The 16,458-nt window shown below is 66.7% G+C and carries 13 protein-coding genes; 7 read left to right on the top strand and 6 right to left on the bottom strand.

Annotated elements, in window-relative coordinates:
- Nucleotides 1–29: 29 nt before the first annotated feature.
- On the bottom strand, nucleotides 30–2,714 hold the full coding sequence (locus tag A3E77_RS02260; RefSeq protein WP_293643282.1) for an Rne/Rng family ribonuclease: 2,685 nt from the start codon (nucleotides 2,712–2,714) through the stop codon (nucleotides 30–32).
- Between the two features lie 659 nt (nucleotides 2,715–3,373).
- Here A3E77_RS02260 and A3E77_RS02255 point away from each other — a divergent pair.
- The 7 genes from A3E77_RS02255 to A3E77_RS02225 all read left to right on the top strand — a co-directional run bounded on the left by A3E77_RS02255 (nucleotide 3,374) and on the right by A3E77_RS02225 (nucleotide 11,927).
- Nucleotides 3,374–4,324: an N-acetylmuramoyl-L-alanine amidase family protein gene (locus tag A3E77_RS02255; protein ID WP_293643281.1), complete on the top strand. Its 951-nt coding sequence runs from the start codon at nucleotides 3,374–3,376 to the stop codon at nucleotides 4,322–4,324.
- 27 nt (nucleotides 4,325–4,351) lie between these two features.
- On the top strand, nucleotides 4,352–5,653 hold the full coding sequence (locus A3E77_RS02250) for a D-arabinono-1,4-lactone oxidase (RefSeq protein ID WP_293643280.1): 1,302 nt from the start codon (nucleotides 4,352–4,354) through the stop codon (nucleotides 5,651–5,653).
- A gap of 10 nt (nucleotides 5,654–5,663) precedes the next feature.
- Nucleotides 5,664–6,809, top strand: coding sequence for a DSD1 family PLP-dependent enzyme (locus A3E77_RS02245; RefSeq protein WP_293643279.1), 1,146 nt, complete (start codon nucleotides 5,664–5,666; stop codon nucleotides 6,807–6,809).
- Entirely contained in the window at nucleotides 6,806–7,429 is a 624-nt protein-coding gene (locus A3E77_RS02240) for a TetR/AcrR family transcriptional regulator (RefSeq protein WP_293643278.1), read from the top strand. The genes A3E77_RS02245 and A3E77_RS02240 overlap by 4 nt, the downstream gene beginning before the upstream one ends.
- 62 nt (nucleotides 7,430–7,491) lie before the next feature.
- On the top strand, nucleotides 7,492–10,008 hold the full coding sequence (locus A3E77_RS02235) for a penicillin-binding protein 1A (protein WP_293643277.1): 2,517 nt from the start codon (nucleotides 7,492–7,494) through the stop codon (nucleotides 10,006–10,008).
- A gap of 72 nt (nucleotides 10,009–10,080) precedes the next feature.
- Complete coding sequence (gene prfB / locus A3E77_RS02230; RefSeq protein ID WP_293643276.1) at nucleotides 10,081–11,208, top strand: peptide chain release factor 2; 1,128 nt, start codon at nucleotides 10,081–10,083, stop codon at nucleotides 11,206–11,208.
- A complete protein-coding gene (locus A3E77_RS02225; RefSeq protein WP_293643275.1) occupies nucleotides 11,208–11,927 on the top strand; it encodes a class I SAM-dependent methyltransferase in 720 nt (239 codons plus the stop codon). Before prfB ends, A3E77_RS02225 begins: the two co-directional genes overlap by 1 nt.
- A 42-nt stretch (nucleotides 11,928–11,969) precedes the next feature.
- Here A3E77_RS02225 and A3E77_RS02220 read toward each other — a convergent pair whose 3' ends face one another.
- From A3E77_RS02220 to ubiB, 5 genes are read right to left on the bottom strand one after another with little or no spacing between them, the layout of a single operon-like run.
- Nucleotides 11,970–12,335 carry a DsrE family protein gene (locus tag A3E77_RS02220; RefSeq protein WP_293643274.1) on the bottom strand — a complete coding sequence of 122 codons (366 nt, stop codon included), beginning with the start codon at nucleotides 12,333–12,335 and terminating at the stop codon, nucleotides 11,970–11,972.
- Nucleotides 12,323–13,072, bottom strand: coding sequence for a HesA/MoeB/ThiF family protein (locus A3E77_RS02215; protein ID WP_293643273.1), 750 nt, complete (start codon nucleotides 13,070–13,072; stop codon nucleotides 12,323–12,325). Before A3E77_RS02215 ends, A3E77_RS02220 begins: the two co-directional genes overlap by 13 nt.
- Nucleotide 13,073: 1 nt before the next feature.
- Nucleotides 13,074–13,622 carry a dUTP diphosphatase gene (gene dut / locus A3E77_RS02210; RefSeq protein ID WP_458574401.1) on the bottom strand — a complete coding sequence of 183 codons (549 nt, stop codon included), beginning with the start codon at nucleotides 13,620–13,622 and terminating at the stop codon, nucleotides 13,074–13,076.
- Nucleotides 13,585–14,865: a bifunctional phosphopantothenoylcysteine decarboxylase/phosphopantothenate synthase gene (locus A3E77_RS02205; protein WP_293643272.1), complete on the bottom strand. Its 1,281-nt coding sequence runs from the start codon at nucleotides 14,863–14,865 to the stop codon at nucleotides 13,585–13,587. Before A3E77_RS02205 ends, dut begins: the two co-directional genes overlap by 38 nt.
- Before the next feature lie 4 nt (nucleotides 14,866–14,869).
- Nucleotides 14,870–16,414 carry a 2-polyprenylphenol 6-hydroxylase gene (gene ubiB / locus A3E77_RS02200; RefSeq protein ID WP_293643271.1) on the bottom strand — a complete coding sequence of 515 codons (1,545 nt, stop codon included), beginning with the start codon at nucleotides 16,412–16,414 and terminating at the stop codon, nucleotides 14,870–14,872.
- Nucleotides 16,415–16,458 lie beyond the last annotated feature (44 nt).

The raw sequence follows: 16,458 nt of genomic DNA, 5'->3' as shown, positions 1-16,458 counted from the left end.
TCAATTGCCGCCCTGATCGGCTTGGCCGATCAATTGCCGAACGTGCGCTGCCACCAGCCGCGGCGCGGTTCGCCGTCGGGGCTGTCGCCTTCGTCATCGCCGTTGGCGGCGACCGCTTCGGCCTCGCGGGTGGCCGCGGGTTCAGGGGCGGCTTCGGCGGCGACGGCCTTTTTCGCGCGGCTTGCGCGCTTTTTCGGCGCGGGCTTGGCAGGTTCGGCTTCGTCGGCGAGCGCTTCGACCGGGGCGGCTTCGACCGGCGCGGGGGCTTCGGCCGCCTCGGCGGCGGCCTTGGCCGCTTCGGTCTCGGCTTTGGTCTTGCGCGGCGCGCGCTTGCGCTTCGGCTTTTCCTCGGTCGCAGGGGCCTCTTCGGCGGCTGGTTCGGTGGCGGCTGCCTCCGCTACCGGCGCCGGTTCGGCTTCGGCCGCGGCCTCGTCGGCACCGTCGACTGCATCGGCCTTGGGCTTGCGCCCACGACCGCCACGACGGCGACGCGGCTTGGCTTCGGCTTCTTCGGCCTCGGCGGTCTCGCTGTGCGCTTCGGCCGGCGCGGCCTCGTCGTCACGCGCGTCGCCAGCGTCGCCAGCGTCGCCGTCTTGATCCTCGCCGCCCTCGGCGATTTCATTGCCCTCGTCGTCGCGGCGACCACGGCGGCCCCGGCGGCGGCGGCGGCGGCGCTTGCGTCCTTCGCCGTCGGTGTCGCCGTCCTCACGGTCGCGCCCACCTTCTTCGCGGTCACGCGACCGCGCGGGACGCTCTTCGGCGGCCGCTTCTTCGGCTTCGTCTTCCTCGTCTTCGGGATAATCGTCGTCGTCATCATCCTCGATCGGTGCGATCGGGGCAAAGCTGCGGCGCGCCACCGGCGGCGGACCGCTGACCTCGACCGCCATGCGCGCGCCCTCGGTCTCGCCGTCGGGCAGGATTTCGACGGTGACGCCGTAAAGCTCCTCGATCTCGCGCAATTCGCGGCGCTTTTCGTTGAGCAGGTAGAAGGTCGCTTCCTGGCTTGCGCGCAAGGTGATCTTGTTCCCCTTGCCGCGCGCCGCTTCCTCTTCGATCAGGCGCAGCGCGCTGAGACCCGCCGACGATGCGGTGCGGACCAGCCCGGTGCCTTCGCAATGCGGGCACGGACGCGTCGACGCTTCGAGCACGCCGGTGCGCAGGCGCTGGCGGCTCATCTCCATCAGGCCAAAGCCCGAAATGCGGCCGACCTGGATGCGCGCGCGGTCGTTCTTCAGCGCGTCCTTCATCGCGCGCTCGACCTTGCGGACGTTCGAGCCATGATCCATGTCGATAAAGTCGATCACGACGAGGCCGGCCATGTCGCGCAGGCGCAGCTGGCGCGCGATTTCGGCCGCGGCTTCCAGATTGGTGCTGACCGCGGTCTGCTCGATATTATGCTCGCGCGTCGACCGGCCCGAGTTGATGTCGATCGACACCAAGGCCTCGGTCGGGTTGATCACCAGATAGCCGCCCGATTTCAACTGGACGACCGGGTTGAGCATCCCCGCGAGCTGGTCTTCGACGCCGTAACGCTGATAGAGCGATACCGGATCGGCATATTGCTTCACGCGGCGCGCGTGGCTGGGCATCAGCAGCTTCATGAACTGCTTGGCGGCCTTATAGCCCTCGTCGCCCTCGACGAGCACTTCCTCGATATCCTTGTGATAAATATCGCGGATCGCGCGTTTCACCAGGTCGCTGTCCGAATGGACCAGCGCCGGCGCGCTCGATTCGAGCGTCTTCTGGCGGATTTCGTCCCACAGGCGTGCGAGATAGTCGAAGTCGCGCTTGATCTCGACCTTGGTGCGGCTCATCCCCGCGGTGCGCACGATGCAACCCATCGTCGGCGGCAGCGCGAGTTCGTCGATCATCGCCTTCAATTTGCGGCGGTCGGCGCCATTTGAAATTTTCCGGCTGATCCCGCCGCCGTGCATCGTATTGGGCATGAGCACGCAATAACGACCGGCGAGCGACAGATAGGTGGTCAGCGCCGCACCCTTGTTGCCGCGCTCTTCCTTGACGACCTGGACCAGCATCACCTGACGGCGACGGATGACGTCCTGGATTTTGTAACGACGGCGCAGCGACATGCGGTTTTCGCTGTCCTCGTCGTCGTTCCGGCGGCCGCGTCCACGGCCGCCCTTGCGGTTGTTGTTGCCGCGCCCGCGGCCGCGCCCGCGGCGATCGCCCCGGCCATCCTTATTTTCTTCCGATCCTTCGGCGCCCTCTTCGGCATCGCCATTGTCGTCGCCATCGTCATGCTCGTCGCGATCATCGCGGTCGTCCCGCTCATCGCGGTCGTCCCGCTCGTCGTCGCGATCGCCGCGGTTGTCGCCATTATCGTCCTCGTCGTGATATTCGACGTCGGCGACATCGCCTTCCAGCTCGTCCAGATCTTCCTCGGCGCGCTGCGCCGCGGCGGCGGCATGTTCGGCTTCTTCGCGCAGCAGCGCGTCGCGATCTTCCTTCGGAATCTGGTAATAGTCGGGGTGGATTTCGCTGAACGCAAGGAAGCCGTGCCGATTGCCGCCATATTCGACGAACGCCGCCTGAAGCGACGGTTCAACGCGGGTTACTTTTGCCAGATAGATATTGCCCTTGAGCTGCTTGTGCTCGGCGGACTCGAAATCAAACTCCTCGATTCGGTTGCCCTTGGTGACGGCGACCCGGGTTTCTTCCCGGTGCCGCGCGTCGATCAACATGCGCGTGGTCATTAGATACACTCCAAGCGCGCCTCAGCGCGCCCTCAAAAAATCCCGCGACCTTTCCAGGGGAAAAGCCGCGGCGGATACGGGTGAAAGAATAAAAGACGTTATTGCCGAAAAGGCCCTGCGTCCGGTCCTGGACGCGCATGCGGTCTTCAAATCCGGCGACGGCCGGGGCGAAAGCGCCCGCGTCGGGATCAGAAGAGGGCATGGCAAGCCTCATGCGGCATCAACCTGTTACGGGATGAGCGGGCGGGCAGGGCGGGCGCCAAGCGAACGCCCCGACTGTCCGGTCAACCGGGTGGACTGACGGCAGGTCGCCCTTCCCCGCATGTCCGGCGCCAAGGCGGCCATGTTCCGCAATTTTTGCGGAGCAGGCCTTCCCCTCAAAAGGCCGGACGGCACCGGGAACGACACCGTCAGTAAGGGCGTGCTAGCATCGGCACGGGCCGACGGCAACCACAACCGCCGTGCAAAGATGGGATGACCGCGCGCTGTTGCAAGAATATCATCATCGCGAAGGGGTTGAATCGCGGGCGAAGCTTGGCGCGGAGCGGACGTTCGGTGCGCGATGGTGACCGCATGGTTGACGATATTGCGGGGCCGCGCGGCGCCGCTTTTTCAATAAGCGCTGGACCATCGCGCGTCGCGGGCGGCATAGACGCGGCATGAGCCCGCTGCTCGTCCTGCTTGGTGTGATCGGAATGTCGTCGGCAACGTCGGCGGGACCCGCTGTGGCTCGCGATTCGGGCCGGGGGCTGCCGCTGGTGGCGGCGGTCGATCCGACGTTGCGCCCGCGCACCGAACGCCAGCCAGCCGCGGCCTTCCGCGCCAGGCGCCCCGGAAAACGCTACAGCGTCACCGTGCCGATCGGCAAACCCAAACCCTCGGTCGCGCTGCCGCGGATCGAGGGGCCGGCGGACGGCCGCTTGCCGCTCGTCGTGATCGATGCCGGACATGGCGGGCACGATCCCGGGGCGATCAGCCCGCACAATGGCGCGCGGGAAAAGGACATCACGCTCGCGCTTGCGCGGGCGATCCGCGCCGATCTGCTCGCTTCGCGGCGGGTGCGCGTGGCCCTGACGCGCGCCGACGACCGTTTCCTTGTGCTGGAGGAACGCTTTGGCATCGCGCGGCGGCTGAAAGCCGACCTGTTCATTTCGGTCCACGCCGATGCCGCCGAAAATCCGGAGGCGCACGGCGCATCGGTCTATACGCTGTCCGAAGTCGCCTCCGACCGCGAGGCGGCCCGGCTTGCGGCGCGCGAGAACAAGGCGAATATCATCAATGGCGTCGACCTGGGCGCGCACAGCGGCGACGTGTCGTCGATCCTCCTCGACCTCACCCAGCGCGAGACGATGAACACGGCGTCCGACTTCGCCCGATTGCTCCAGCGCGAGGCAGGCGAAGCGGTGAAGTTCCGCACGCACGCGCTTCGCTTTGCCTCATTCGTCGTGCTCAAGGCGCCCGATACGCCGTCGGTCCTGTTTGAAACCGGCTTCATCTCCAACAAGGCCGACGCGGCTTTCCTGGCGTCGCCCGCGGGGCAGAAAAAGGTCGCGCGCGGTGTCCGCGACGCGGTGCAGGTCCACTTTGCGCGGCGGATCACCGCGCGCTGAACAGCCTCGCCGCGCAATAATATAGTCTTGACTAACTTTTCGCGTGGCGACAGCTTTGCCACCGGGGGAAAGCGCATGGGCTGGAGCAACTGGTCGGGCAGTGTCACCGCAAGCGGCCAACTCGCGCGCCCGCAAAGCGAAGACGAACTGGCGGCGCTTGTCCGCAGCGCCAAAAGGCTGCGCGTTGTCGGCGCCGGACACAGTTTCATGCCCTTGTGCGAATCGGGCGACCTGATCGTCAGCCTCGAAGACATGGCGGGCCGGGTCCATGTCGCCGCCGATCGCCGCACCGCGCATATTCCGGCAGGATGGAGCATCCGGCGGCTGACCGCGGCGCTGTGGGACGAGGGGCTGGCGCTCGCCAACCAGGGCGACGTCAATCCGCAGTCGCTGGCCGGTGCCATGGCGACGGGTACGCATGGCACCGGGGTCGCACTCGGCTCGCTATCGACCTTTGCGCGGGGGTTCCGGCTGGTGGGCGCCGATGGCGAGGCGCGCTGGTGCGATGCCGCCACCAACGCCGACCTCTATCAGGCCCAGCGCCTTTCGCTGGGGCTGTTCGGTGTGGCGACCGAGATCGAGGTCGCCGTCGTGCCGGCCTTTCATTTGTCCGAACGTATCGAAAAACGCCGCTGGGCCGAGGTGCGCGAAAGCTTCGACGCGCTGGCGCAGCAGCACCGGCATATCGAATTCTGGTTTTTCCCGCACAGCGACGATGTCATCCTGAAAACGCTCGATCCATGCGATCCGTGCGATCCGCCGCCCACGACAACCGACATGGAAGAAGCAAGTTTTCGCCGGATTCTCGACATTTCGGCGCGCCTGCCGTTCCTGACGCCTGTCCTTCAGCGCCTGATGATGAAAAGCAGCCTTTCGGGGCGGCGCCGCGGTCCCGCGCACGCCATCTTTCCCTCCGACCGCACGATCCGCTTCGAGGAAATGGAATATGAAATGCCGCGCGCCGCCGGGCTCGACGCCTTGGCCGATGTTGTGGCCTGGATTCGGAAAAAACGGCTGCCCGTCACGTTCCCGTTTGAATATCGCACCGTCGCCGCCGACGATATTTGGATGAGCCCGATGAACGCCGGCCCGGTTGCCGCCATTTCGATGCACCAATATGCGAAGATGCCGTGGCAAACGCTTTTCGCCGAGGCCGAGGCGATTTTTCGCGGCGCCGGGGGGCGGCCGCATTGGGCCAAGCGCCACCGGCTGAACCGCGCCGACGTCGCCGCACTCTATCCGATGGCGGGGCGCTACATCGCGGTGCGCCGCGCCGCCGATCCGCACGGCAAATTTCTCAACCCGCATCTGGAGGCCCTTTTTTCGTGAAGGATTTCGCATGACGACCGACCGTGAATTGCACGACCATCTGATCGGACGCCAAGGCTCGCGCGCCGATCTCAATACGCCGGTGCTCGTGCTCGACCTGGACGCACTCGACCGCAATATCGCGGCGATGGCGGCGCTCGCGGCCGGTCACGGCGTTGCGCTTCGTCCCCATGCCAAAACGCACAAGAGCGTCGATATTGCCAGGCGCCAGATCGCGGCAGGGGCGGTTGGCGTGTGCTGCGCCAAGATCGGCGAGGCAGAGGTGCTGGCGGCAGGCGGCGTGACCGGCATCCTGATCACCTCGCCCGTCGCCGCGCCCGCGGCGGTCGATCGCCTCGCGGCGCTGGCGGCAACGGCCGATGGATTGATGGCCGTCGTCGATCATCCGGGCGTTGCCGAGCGGTTGCAGGCTGCGCTGGCGGGGATCGGCGCGCAGCTCGACGTGATGATTGACATCGACCCCGGTATCGCGCGGACCGGCGTGGCGTCGGCCGAGGCCGCGGTGGCGCTGGCCGGGACTATCGCTGCCGCGCCGAACCTCGAATATCGGGGGGTTCAATTTTATTGCGGGTCACAGCAGCATATCGAAAGCTATGCCGAACGCCGCGCCGCGATTGTCGAGCGCACCGCCTATTTGCAGGACGTGGTCACGGCGTTGACCGATGCCGGTTTCGCGCCCGGCATCATCACCGGGTCGGGCACCGGCACGCACCGCATCGACCTCGAACTCGGCGTCTTCACCGAGCTTCAGGCGGGGTCCTACATCTTCATGGACAAGCAATATCTCGATTGCGCGCTTGTCGCCGACGGCGCCGTGCCGTTCGAGGTATCGCTGGCCGTCGATGCGCGCGTCGTCAGCGCGAACCACAGCGGCCTCGTCACCATCGATTCGGGGTATAAATCGCTGTCGACCGACGGCGGCGTCGCGGTGGTCCAGCGCGGCGCACCCGGCAGCGCATTTTTCGCTTTTATGGGCGACGAACATGCGGCGCTGATCGCGCCCGACATCGGAAACGAACTTCGGCCCGGCGACCCGGTCAGCCTGACCGTTCCGCACTGCGACCCGACAGTGAATCTCTATGACCATTATCACGTCGTCGCGGGCGACACGTTGGTCGACATCTGGCCGGTGAGCGCGCGCGGCGCCGCGCGGTGACCCTGGCGAAGCGCCGTCCGCCGCAGCAGGCGCGCGCGCGCCACACGCAGGGCCGCCTGCTCGACGTTGCGGGCGCATTGTTGGCCGAGGTCGGCATCGAACGGATTTCGACCAACATGATCGCCGCGCGCGCCGGGGTCTCGCCGCCCGCGCTATACCGATATTTCGGCGACAAATATGCGGTGCTGGAGGCGCTGGGACGGCGGTTGATGGCGCGCCAGAACGATGTGCTCGAGGCGTGGCTCGCGCGCCATGCGCCCGGCGGGATCGCGGCGATGGCCGATCATATCGGCGACCTGCTGGCCGAAAATGCGGCGGTGACGCGCGCCGAACCCGGTGCGGTGTGGATATTGCGCGCGCTCCACGCGACGCCGCGCCTTGTCCACATCCGGCTCGAATCGCACCGGCATGTCACGGGACGGCTGGTGGATGCCTGTGCCCCGCACCTTGCTCAGGTCGACCCCGAAACACTGTGGGCGCGGCTGCGTCTCGCGGTCGAACTCGGCTTTGCGGCGGACGAGATGCTGTATGAAGAACAGCGTGTTTCGGCCGACGCGGTGATCGCGGACGTGGCATCGATGTTGCGTCCGGCGCTGCTCGGACTGGCGGGCAGGGCTTAGGTCCACGCATTGCCGCAAGCATGCTTCCCTTTCGGCAACCGAGGCTTTAGAGGCGGGGGCATATGGCCGCTGACAGTCCGCCCGATTTTCGCCTTCGCCTGCGCCGCGACGGCAATGCCGTCATCACCTGGTTCCGTGACATGTGGACGCGGCGCTGGTTCCGCTGGCTTGGCTGGCTCGCGCTCGCGGGCCTGCTTGGCATTGCGCTGATCTGGGCGGTTTTTGCGCGCGACCTGCCGTCGGTCGACCAACTGCGCGATTATGAACCGCCGCTGCCGACGATGGTGCGCGACGGCGAGGGCAAGCCTGTGCACAGCTATGCCCGCGAACGCCGCGTCCAGCTGGAATATAGCGAGTATCCGCAGCTTCTGGTGCGATCCTTCCTCGCCGCAGAGGACAAGACGTTTTTCAGCCATGGTGGCATCGACTATCCGGGCATCGCGTCGGCGATCGTCACCAATTTGTCGAATAGCGGCCGCCCCGTCGGGGCCTCGACGATCACCCAGCAGGTCGCGAAGAATCTGCTGCTGACGAACGAGCTCAGCTATCGCCGCAAGGTGCGCGAGGCGATCCTGGCGATGCGGATCGAGGATGCGCTGACCAAGGAACAGATCCTCGAACTTTACCTCAACGAAATTCCGCTCGGTCGCCGCGCCTTTGGCGTGCAGGCGGCGAGCCGCGCCTATTTCGACAAGGATGTCGACCAGCTCCAGCTGCATGAAATGGCCTTTCTGGCGATCCTGCCCAAGGCGCCGGAGAAATATGGCCGGGCGCGGTTCGAGCGCGAAGCGCTGGCGCGCCGCAATTTCGTGCTCGGGTCGATGGAGAGCAATGGCTGGATCACCGCGGCACAGCGCGACGCCGCGCGCGCGATGCCGCTCGGACTCACCAACACGGGCAACACCGCGATCGCGCAGGTCGGCGGCTATTATATGGAAGAGGTGCGGCGGCAACTGATCGCCCAGTTCGGCGAAACCGCCGAGGATGGCCCGCTCAGCGTCTATGCCGGCGGCCTGTGGGTGCGCACGCCTTATGACGGCAAGATGCAGGCGGGCGCGACGATGGCGCTGCGCAAGGGGCTCCAGCGTTATGATGCCGGCAAGGGCTGGTCGGGACCGATTGCGACGATCGAGGCCGACGACCAGTGGCAGAGCCGCCTTGCGTCGAGTTTCATCGGCATCGATTACGACAATTGGCGCGTTGCCGCGGTGCTGTCGAAATCCCCCGGCGCCGTGCAAATCGGCTTTGCCAACGGCGACACGGGAACGCTGCCCGCGAGCGCCGCGACGATGGGGTATCGCAAGACGGGGGGCAGCGCCTTTTCGGCGATGCGTCCCGGCGACCTGATCGTCGTCAAATCGACCGGCGGCAGTTCCTACGCGCTGCGTAACATCCCCGAAGTGTCGGGCGGCATGGTTGTCGAAAGCCCGCATTCGGGCCGCATCTATGCCATGCAGGGCGGCTTCGACGTCCGCCTGTCGCCCTTCAACCGTGCGACGCAGGCCGAACGCCAGCCGGGTTCGACGATCAAGCCCTTCGTCTACGCGGCGGCGCTCGACAATGGCATGACCCCCGCGACGATGATCGTCGATGGGCCGTTCTGCGTCTATCAGGGCGCGCGCCTCGGCAACAAATGCTTCCGCAACTTCGGCGGGGCGGGCGGGGCAGGCGAACATACGATGCGCTGGGGCCTCGAACAGTCGCGCAACCTGATGACGGTGCGCGCGGCCAGCCAGGTCGGCATGGAACCGGTGGTCGAAATGATCGCCACGATGGGCATCGGCAAGCATGAACCCTATCTGTCGACCGCGCTCGGCGCCGGATCGACGACGGTCGAAAAGATGACCAATGCCTTTGCCATGCTCGCCAACCACGGCCGCGAGCTTAAGCCGCGGGTGATCGATTATGCGCAGGACCGCCGCGGCAAGGTGATTTTCCCGGCCAATTGGAAACCGTGCGAAGGCTGCAACAAAAAGGATTGGGACGGTCGTCCGATGCCGCGCTTTGCCAAGTCGGGCAAGCAACTGATGGACCCGATCACCGCCTATCAGGTTGTCCATATGTTGGAAGGCGTCGTCCAGCGCGGCACCGCGGTGCGGCTACGCGACCTGAACGTCCCCCTGTTTGGCAAGACCGGGACGACCACCGGCCCGAATGACGTGTGGTTCGTCGGCGGCACGCCGGACGTGATCGCGGGCATGTATATCGGTTTCGACCAGCCGCGCAGCATGGGCGGCTATGCCCAGGGCGGCAGCTATGCGGCGCCGATCTTCAAGGATTTTGCGCTGGCGGCGCTCGCCGATCGCCAGCCGATCCCGTTCGCCGCGCCGAAGGGCGTGCGCATGGTGCGAATCGACCGCCAGTCGGGGCGCCGCGTCTATGGCAGCTGGCCGGGCACCGATCCGAAGGCATCGATCATCTGGGAAGCGTTCAAACCCGAAAGCGAACCGCGCCGGACGATCCGCGAAGAGGAAATCAAACCGGCAAAAGCGCCGCGGCGTCAGGACGCACCTGTTCAACAGGGCAATGGGCGCCGCAGCGACAGCGATTTTCTGGAGGATCGCGGCGGCATCATCTGATCCGGCGCGCCGTCTTCCCCTGCGGCCATTGAGGCCGTAAGGGCGGGGCCAACATATTTCAGGAGCAAGGACATGCGCGCCGAAGCGCAGGATCATATCGACAAGATTGGCGCCGCGCTGGCGCTGCTGCGCCGCTTTCTCGACTGGGACCGCGCGGTGCGGCGGCTCGACGAGCTGAATGCGAAGGTCGAGGACCCGACGCTTTGGAACGATGCCAAGGCGGCGCAAGAGGTCATGCGCGAACGCCGTCGGCTCGACGAGGCGATCAATGCGACGCGCGCGATCGAAACCGAGTGCGCCGACACCGCCGAGCTGATCGAGCTGGCCGAGATGGAAGGCGACGAGGCGATGGTCGACGAAGCGGTCGCTTCGTTGGCGACGCTCGCCGCGCGCGCGGAGGAAGACAAGATCAAGGCGCTGCTCGCGGGCGAGGCCGACGCCAATGATGCCTATATCGAAGTCCATGCGGGCGCCGGGGGCACCGAAAGCCAGGACTGGGCCGAAATGCTCCAGCGCATGTACAGCCGCTGGGCCGAGAAGCGCGGGTTCAAGGTCGAGCTCGTCGAATATCAGGCGGGCGAACAGGCGGGCATCAAATCGGCGACGATGCTGGTCAAGGGCGAGAATGCCTATGGCTATGCCAAGACCGAAAGCGGCGTCCACCGCCTCGTCCGCATCTCGCCCTATGACAGCTCGGCGCGGCGCCACACCAGCTTCTCTTCGGTCTGGGTCTATCCGGTGATCGACGACAATATCGACATCGAGATCAACGAAGGCGACCTCAAGATCGACACCTATCGCGCCTCGGGCGCGGGCGGCCAGCACGTCAACACGACCGATTCGGCGGTGCGAATCACGCATATCCCGACCGGCATCGTCGTCGCGAGCCAGAACGACCGATCGCAGCACAAGAACCGCGCGACCGCGATGGGGATGCTGAAAGCGCGGATGTACGAGGCCGAGCTGCAAAAGCGCGAGGCCGCGGCCTCGGGCGAATATCAGGCAAAGACCGAGATCGGCTGGGGCCACCAGATCCGTTCCTACGTCCTCCAGCCCTATCAGCTGGTCAAGGATCTGCGTACCGGGGTGACATCGACCGCGCCCGGCGACGTGCTCGACGGCGCGCTCGATCCCTTCATGGCGGCGGCGCTGTCGCAGAAGGTGACGGGCGAAAAGGTCGAGGTGGAGGACATCGATTGATGAAGCGCGCCGCGATCGTCCTGCTGGCCCTCCTGCCGTTGCTGAACGGTTGCGATGCGCCGTGGGACGATGCCGGCGAGCGCACCGAGACGGCGCGCGAATTTCCGCCGGCCGACCGGCCCGTCGCGCCGACCGTGTCGACCAAATGGTCGACCGAGGAAGCACGCGACCGCGTCAACGAGGCGGAGGATGTGATGGACTCGGCCGACGTTCGCCCGAACATGACGGTCGCCGACATCGGCGCGGGCGACGGATATTACACCGTCCGTCTGGCGCAGCGGGTCGGCGCCGGGGGCCGCGTGCTCGCGCAGGACATCATTCCCGAGGTGATCGAGCGGCTGGCCGACCGCGTCGCGCGCGAACGGCTCGACAATGTGTCGCTGAAACTCGGCGCCGTCGACGATCCGCGCCTGCCCGCGGCGAGTTTCGACCGCGTGTTCATGGTCCACATGTATCACGAGATCGGCGAGCCCTATGCGTTCCTGTGGCGACTCCGCCCGGCGCTGCGCAAGGGCGGGCAGGTGATCGTCGTCGACGGCGACCGGCCGATCGCGCAGCACGGCACGCCGTTCCGCCTGCTCGTCTGCGAATTCGAGGCGGTGGGATACAAGCTCGTCTCCTATGACGACAAGCAGCACGCGGGCGGCTATCTCGCGCGCTTCGTGCCCGACGGCCAGCGGCCGGAGGCAGACAAGATCACCGTCTGCGACAACCCTTGAACGGCTGATCCTGCCCTGTCGCGACGCGACGTGCAGGACGACTCAATAGACGATCAGCCGGTCCTCGGCGCCGACCTCGGCAAGAAAGCTCACCAGCCCGCCGGCGCGGACATGCGGCACCAGTTCGGTCGCGGCGATGCCGACGAGCGCCATGCCCGACTGGCAGACAAATAGCGCAATCTCCATCGCGATCGCTTCCTCGACCAGCCAGGCGAGATCGGGCTGGCCCGCCGCGCGGCGCGCTTCGTCGCCGGAAAAAGCCACGGGGTCGCGCAGCAGCGCCGCCGCTTCGCCTTGCAGGAAGATGCGCACGGGGCGGCCCAGCGCCGCCGCGGCCATTCCGGTTTCGAGCGCGGCATAGAGCCGCCGCCCCTCGGCAACCGCGACGATGATGTTCAGCTTCGGCATATCGGGCAATCGGGGTCCTCGGGCACGCCGACTTCGCGCCAGCGCCGATCGAGCATATCGACGATCGCCAGCCGTCCCGTCAACGGCGACCCCCAGTCGGTCAGCGCGCGCACCGCCTCCAGCGCCGCCATCGTCCCGATCATTCCGGCGAGCGCCCCCATGACGCCGGTTTCGGCGCAGTTGATCCCTTCGCGGTCGGGGTCGTTACCGACAAGGCAGGCGTAGCAGGCGTGCCCCGCGCGCCAGCCTTCGTACAGCGCCACCTGCCCCTCGAACGCGCCGATCGCCGCACTGAGCAGCGGGATATGCAGCGCGACCGCTGCGCGATTGACCGCGAGCCGTGTGCCGAAATTGTCGCATCCGTCGAGGATCAGCGTCGCGCCCGCCAGCAGCGCCTGGGCGTTGCTCTCGTCGAGCCGGCTGGGCACCGCGACCGCGTTGACATGCGGGTTGATCCGCCGCGCCGCCTCCGCAGCGACCTCGGCCTTCAGCGCGCCGACATCGGCATCGGTGAACAGCGGCTGGCGGTGCAGGTTCGACAGTTCGACCCGGTCGTCGTCGATGATCGTGAGCCGTCCGACCCCCGCCGCCGCCAGATAGGTGATCGCGGGGCAACCGATCCCGCCCGCGCCGATGATCGCAACATGCGCCGCATGCAGCCTGGCCTGCCCGGCACCGCCAAAGGCCGGCAGGATGATCTGGCGCGCATACCGATCGAGTTCGGCGTCGCTCAGCAAATCAGTCCGCCGGTCGGCGCAGCTTGATACCCGACAGCGAGGCAAGCCCCGCCGTGTCGGCGGTCTCGTCGAGCGCATCGCTTTCGATCCCGGTCGACCCGAAGCCGCCCGCGCCGCGTTGAGTCTCGTCGAGCGTTTCGACCTCCGCAAATGCCGCGCGCTGGACCGGGGCGGGGACAAGCTGGGCGATGCGGTCGCCGCGCTTCACCTCGAAAATTTCGTCGCCCAGATTGGCGAGGATGACCTTCACCTCGCCGCGATAGTCGCTGTCGATCGTGCCGGGCGTGTTCAGGCAGGTAATGCCATGTTTGAGCGCGAGGCCCGAACGCGGGCGGACCTGCACCTCATAACCCGCCGGGATCGCCATCGCAAAGCCGGTCGCGACCGCATGGCGCGCGCCGGGGCGCAAGGTCAGCGTCTCGGCCGCGACGACATCCATTCCCGCCGCGCCGTCGCTGGCATAGGCCGGCAGCGGCAGGCCGCCGCCATTGGGCAGCCGCTGGAGGGCGATCTCAATCTCGTTCAAGCGGGGCGCGGGTGTCGAGTTCATCGGCGATCTTTTCCATCAATTGGCGGGCGACGGCCTGCTTGGGCAGCCGGTCCCAGCTGTCTACGCCCGCTTTGCTAACGATATGCACCCGGTTGCTTTCGCCGCCCATCGGATCGGCGGCGACGTCGTTGGCGACGATCCAGTCGCACCCCTTGCGCGCCAGCTTTGCCTGCGCATGGGCGATAACGTCGTTGGTTTCGGCAGCAAAGCCGATCAGCAAGGGCGGGCGCTGCGCGCTTTGGGCGATGCTGGCGAGAATATCGGGATTTTCGGCCAGCGCGAGCGGCGGAACCTGCCCGCTGCCATCTTTCTTGATCTTCTGCGCCGCGGTGTCGGCGGCGCGCCAGTCGGCGACCGCGGCAACCATGATCGCGGCATCGACGGGCAGGGCCGCCTCGACCTCGGCCGCCATTTCAACGGCGGTCTCGACGTCGACGCGGATCACGCCGGGCGGCGTCGGCAAGGCCACCGGCCCGGCGACCAGCAGCACTTCGGCGCCCGCGGCGGCGGCGGCGGCGGCGATGGCAAAGCCCTGTTTCCCGCTCGATCGGTTGGCGATGTAGCGCACCGGGTCGATCGGCTCGTGCGTCGGTCCGGCGGTGATCAGGATGCGGCGGCCATATAATGGGCGGCGGTTCGCGGGCGCGAAGTCGGGTTGCCCCGCCAATGCCCCGGGACCCGTCAGCGCGACCGGCGCCGGGGCGTCGGCCAGCGCGGCGTCGATCGCCGCCTTGATCGCGGCCGGTTCGGGCAGGCGGCCGGGGCCATATTCGCCGCACGCCATCTCGCCCTCGTCGGGTTCCATCACCGTCACGCCGTCGCCGCGCAGCGTTGCGACGTTGCGGCGCGTCGCGGCATGGAGCCACATGCGCACGTTCATGGCGGGCGCTGCGAGCACGGGTTTGTCGGTCGCAAGCAGCAACGTCGTCGCCAGGTCGTCGGCGATTCCCGCCGCCATCTTGGCAAGCAGGTCGGCGGTCGCGGGCGCGACAACCACCAGGTCGGCCTCGCGGCTCAGCTGGATATGCCCCATCTCGACCTCGTCCTTCAGGTCGAACAGATTGGTATAGACCTTGTTTTCGGACAGCGCCGCGAGCGTCAGCGGCGTGACGAACTGTTTGCCCGCGCGCGTGAGGACGCAGCGGACGACATAGCCTGCCTTGCGCAGCAGGCGGACGAGCTCGACCGATTTATAGGCCGCGATACCGCCGCCGATGATGAGCAGAATGCGGGGTTTGGTCATACGCCTAACCTAGCCAGTTGAACGCCGCCGCGCCAGCCGCCGCGCCGACGAGTGCGGTCAGCGCATAACGCCACCAGGGCTTTCGTTCGCCCTTGTCCCACATCAGCGGAATTTGGGGCAGCGGCGGCGCGGGCGGCGCGGCGCCCTTTTTCGGCAATTGCGCGTCGAGGCGGCGGATGATGTCGGGGATCAGCGCCAGCGTCTTGCCCTGTTCGCGCAGGCCATCGGCCAGCGCCGCTTCGGGGCCGAGTTCGTCGCGGATCCATTCCTGCACAAATGGTCCCGACACATCCCACATGTTGATTTTGGGATTGAGCATCGTCGCGACGCCTTCGACCATCACCATCGTTTTCTGGAGCAGCAGCAGGTGCGGCTGGGTCTGCATGTCGAAATCGCGCGTGATCGCGAACAGGCCGTCGAGCATCTGTCCCACCGACAATTCGCTGACCGGCTTGCCGCGCATCGGCTCGCCGACCGCGCGCAGGGCCGTCGCGAATTCCTCGACGCTGTGATAATCTGGCACATATTGCGCCTCGAAATGGATTTCGGCGACGCGGCGATAATTGCCCGTGGTCAGCCCATAGAGGATCTCGGCCAGCCAGTAGCGTGCCTGGCGGTTGATCCGCCCCATGATCCCGAAATCGACCGCGGCGATCGTTCCGTCGGCCTTCACGAACAAATTGCCCTGATGCATGTCGGCGTGGAAGAAACCCTCGGCGATCGCCTGGCGCAGGAATGCGTTGACGAGGTTCGCCGACAATTGTTCCATGTCGTGCCCCGCCGCGATCAGGGCGTCGCGGTGCGAAATCTTGATGCCGTCGATCCAGTCCAGCGTCATCACGCGGCTGGCGGTGCGATCCCAGTCGATGGCGGGCACTTGATAGGTCGGTACGCCGACCATCGCGTCGGCGAGTTCGGATGCCGAAGCGGCTTCGCGGCGCAGGTCGAGTTCGCGCAGCGTCCAGCGGCGGAAATTGGCGATAACCTGCCGGGGGCGCAGCCGCGTCGCTTCGCCGCCCAGCGCCTCAAGATGCGCCGCCGCCCATTCATAGGTTTCGATATCGCGGGCGAATTGCTTGTCGATGCCGGGACGGCGCACCTTGACCGCAACCTTGCGGCCATCGGTCGTCGTTGCCCGATGAACCTGCGCGATCGACGCCGAGCCGACGGGGTCGGGGTCGAACTCGCTATAAAGGCTTTCGAGCGGAACCTCGAAGGTCGCCTCAATCTCTTGCCGGATGCGGTCGAAGCCGACGGGCGCCAGGGCATCCTGAAGGCTCAGCAAGTTGCGCGCGGCATCCTCGCCGACAAGGTCGGGGCGCGTGGCGAGCGTCTGGCCGAGCTTGACCGCCGCCGGGCCGATCGCCTGGAAGGCTGTGGCGTAATCGGGAATCTTGGGCTGAATCGTGCCGAGCCGCGCGATTCGGCAGAGCCGCTTGACGCCCGGCGGCGTCGTCGGCGCGCTTTCGATCCCGCGCAGCGCACCGTGGCGCGCAAGGATACGCCCCCATTTCAGCAGGCGGGCGATATGGGTAACGGGACGGGTCATGCCTCAGTCCCCCTCCCGCTTGCGGATGGGGAGAAGCTGGCGTC

It is taken from the genome of Sphingopyxis sp. RIFCSPHIGHO2_12_FULL_65_19 (assembly GCF_001830555.1).
Lineage (GTDB): Bacteria > Pseudomonadota > Alphaproteobacteria > Sphingomonadales > Sphingomonadaceae > Sphingopyxis.
Note: the sequence above shows the minus strand (reverse complement) of the source record. Positions and strands in the feature narration are given on the sequence as shown.

Excerpts from the sequence above, each read along its gene's own strand:
- A3E77_RS02260 (WP_293643282.1), bottom strand. The coding sequence starts at position 2,714 with ATGACCACGCGCATGTTGATCGACGCGCGGCACCGGGAAGAAACCCGG.
- A3E77_RS02255 (WP_293643281.1), top strand. The coding sequence starts at position 3,374 with ATGAGCCCGCTGCTCGTCCTGCTTGGTGTGATCGGAATGTCGTCGGCA.
- A3E77_RS02245 (WP_293643279.1), top strand. The coding sequence starts at position 5,664 with ATGACGACCGACCGTGAATTGCACGACCATCTGATCGGACGCCAAGGC.
- A3E77_RS02235 (WP_293643277.1), top strand. The coding sequence starts at position 7,492 with ATGGCCGCTGACAGTCCGCCCGATTTTCGCCTTCGCCTGCGCCGCGAC.
- prfB (WP_293643276.1), top strand. The coding sequence starts at position 10,081 with ATGCGCGCCGAAGCGCAGGATCATATCGACAAGATTGGCGCCGCGCTG.
- A3E77_RS02225 (WP_293643275.1), top strand. The coding sequence starts at position 11,208 with ATGAAGCGCGCCGCGATCGTCCTGCTGGCCCTCCTGCCGTTGCTGAAC.
- A3E77_RS02220 (WP_293643274.1), bottom strand. The coding sequence starts at position 12,335 with ATGCCGAAGCTGAACATCATCGTCGCGGTTGCCGAGGGGCGGCGGCTC.
- dut (WP_458574401.1), bottom strand. The coding sequence starts at position 13,622 with ATGAACTCGACACCCGCGCCCCGCTTGAACGAGATTGAGATCGCCCTC.
- A3E77_RS02205 (WP_293643272.1), bottom strand. The coding sequence starts at position 14,865 with ATGACCAAACCCCGCATTCTGCTCATCATCGGCGGCGGTATCGCGGCC.
- ubiB (WP_293643271.1), bottom strand. The coding sequence starts at position 16,414 with ATGACCCGTCCCGTTACCCATATCGCCCGCCTGCTGAAATGGGGGCGT.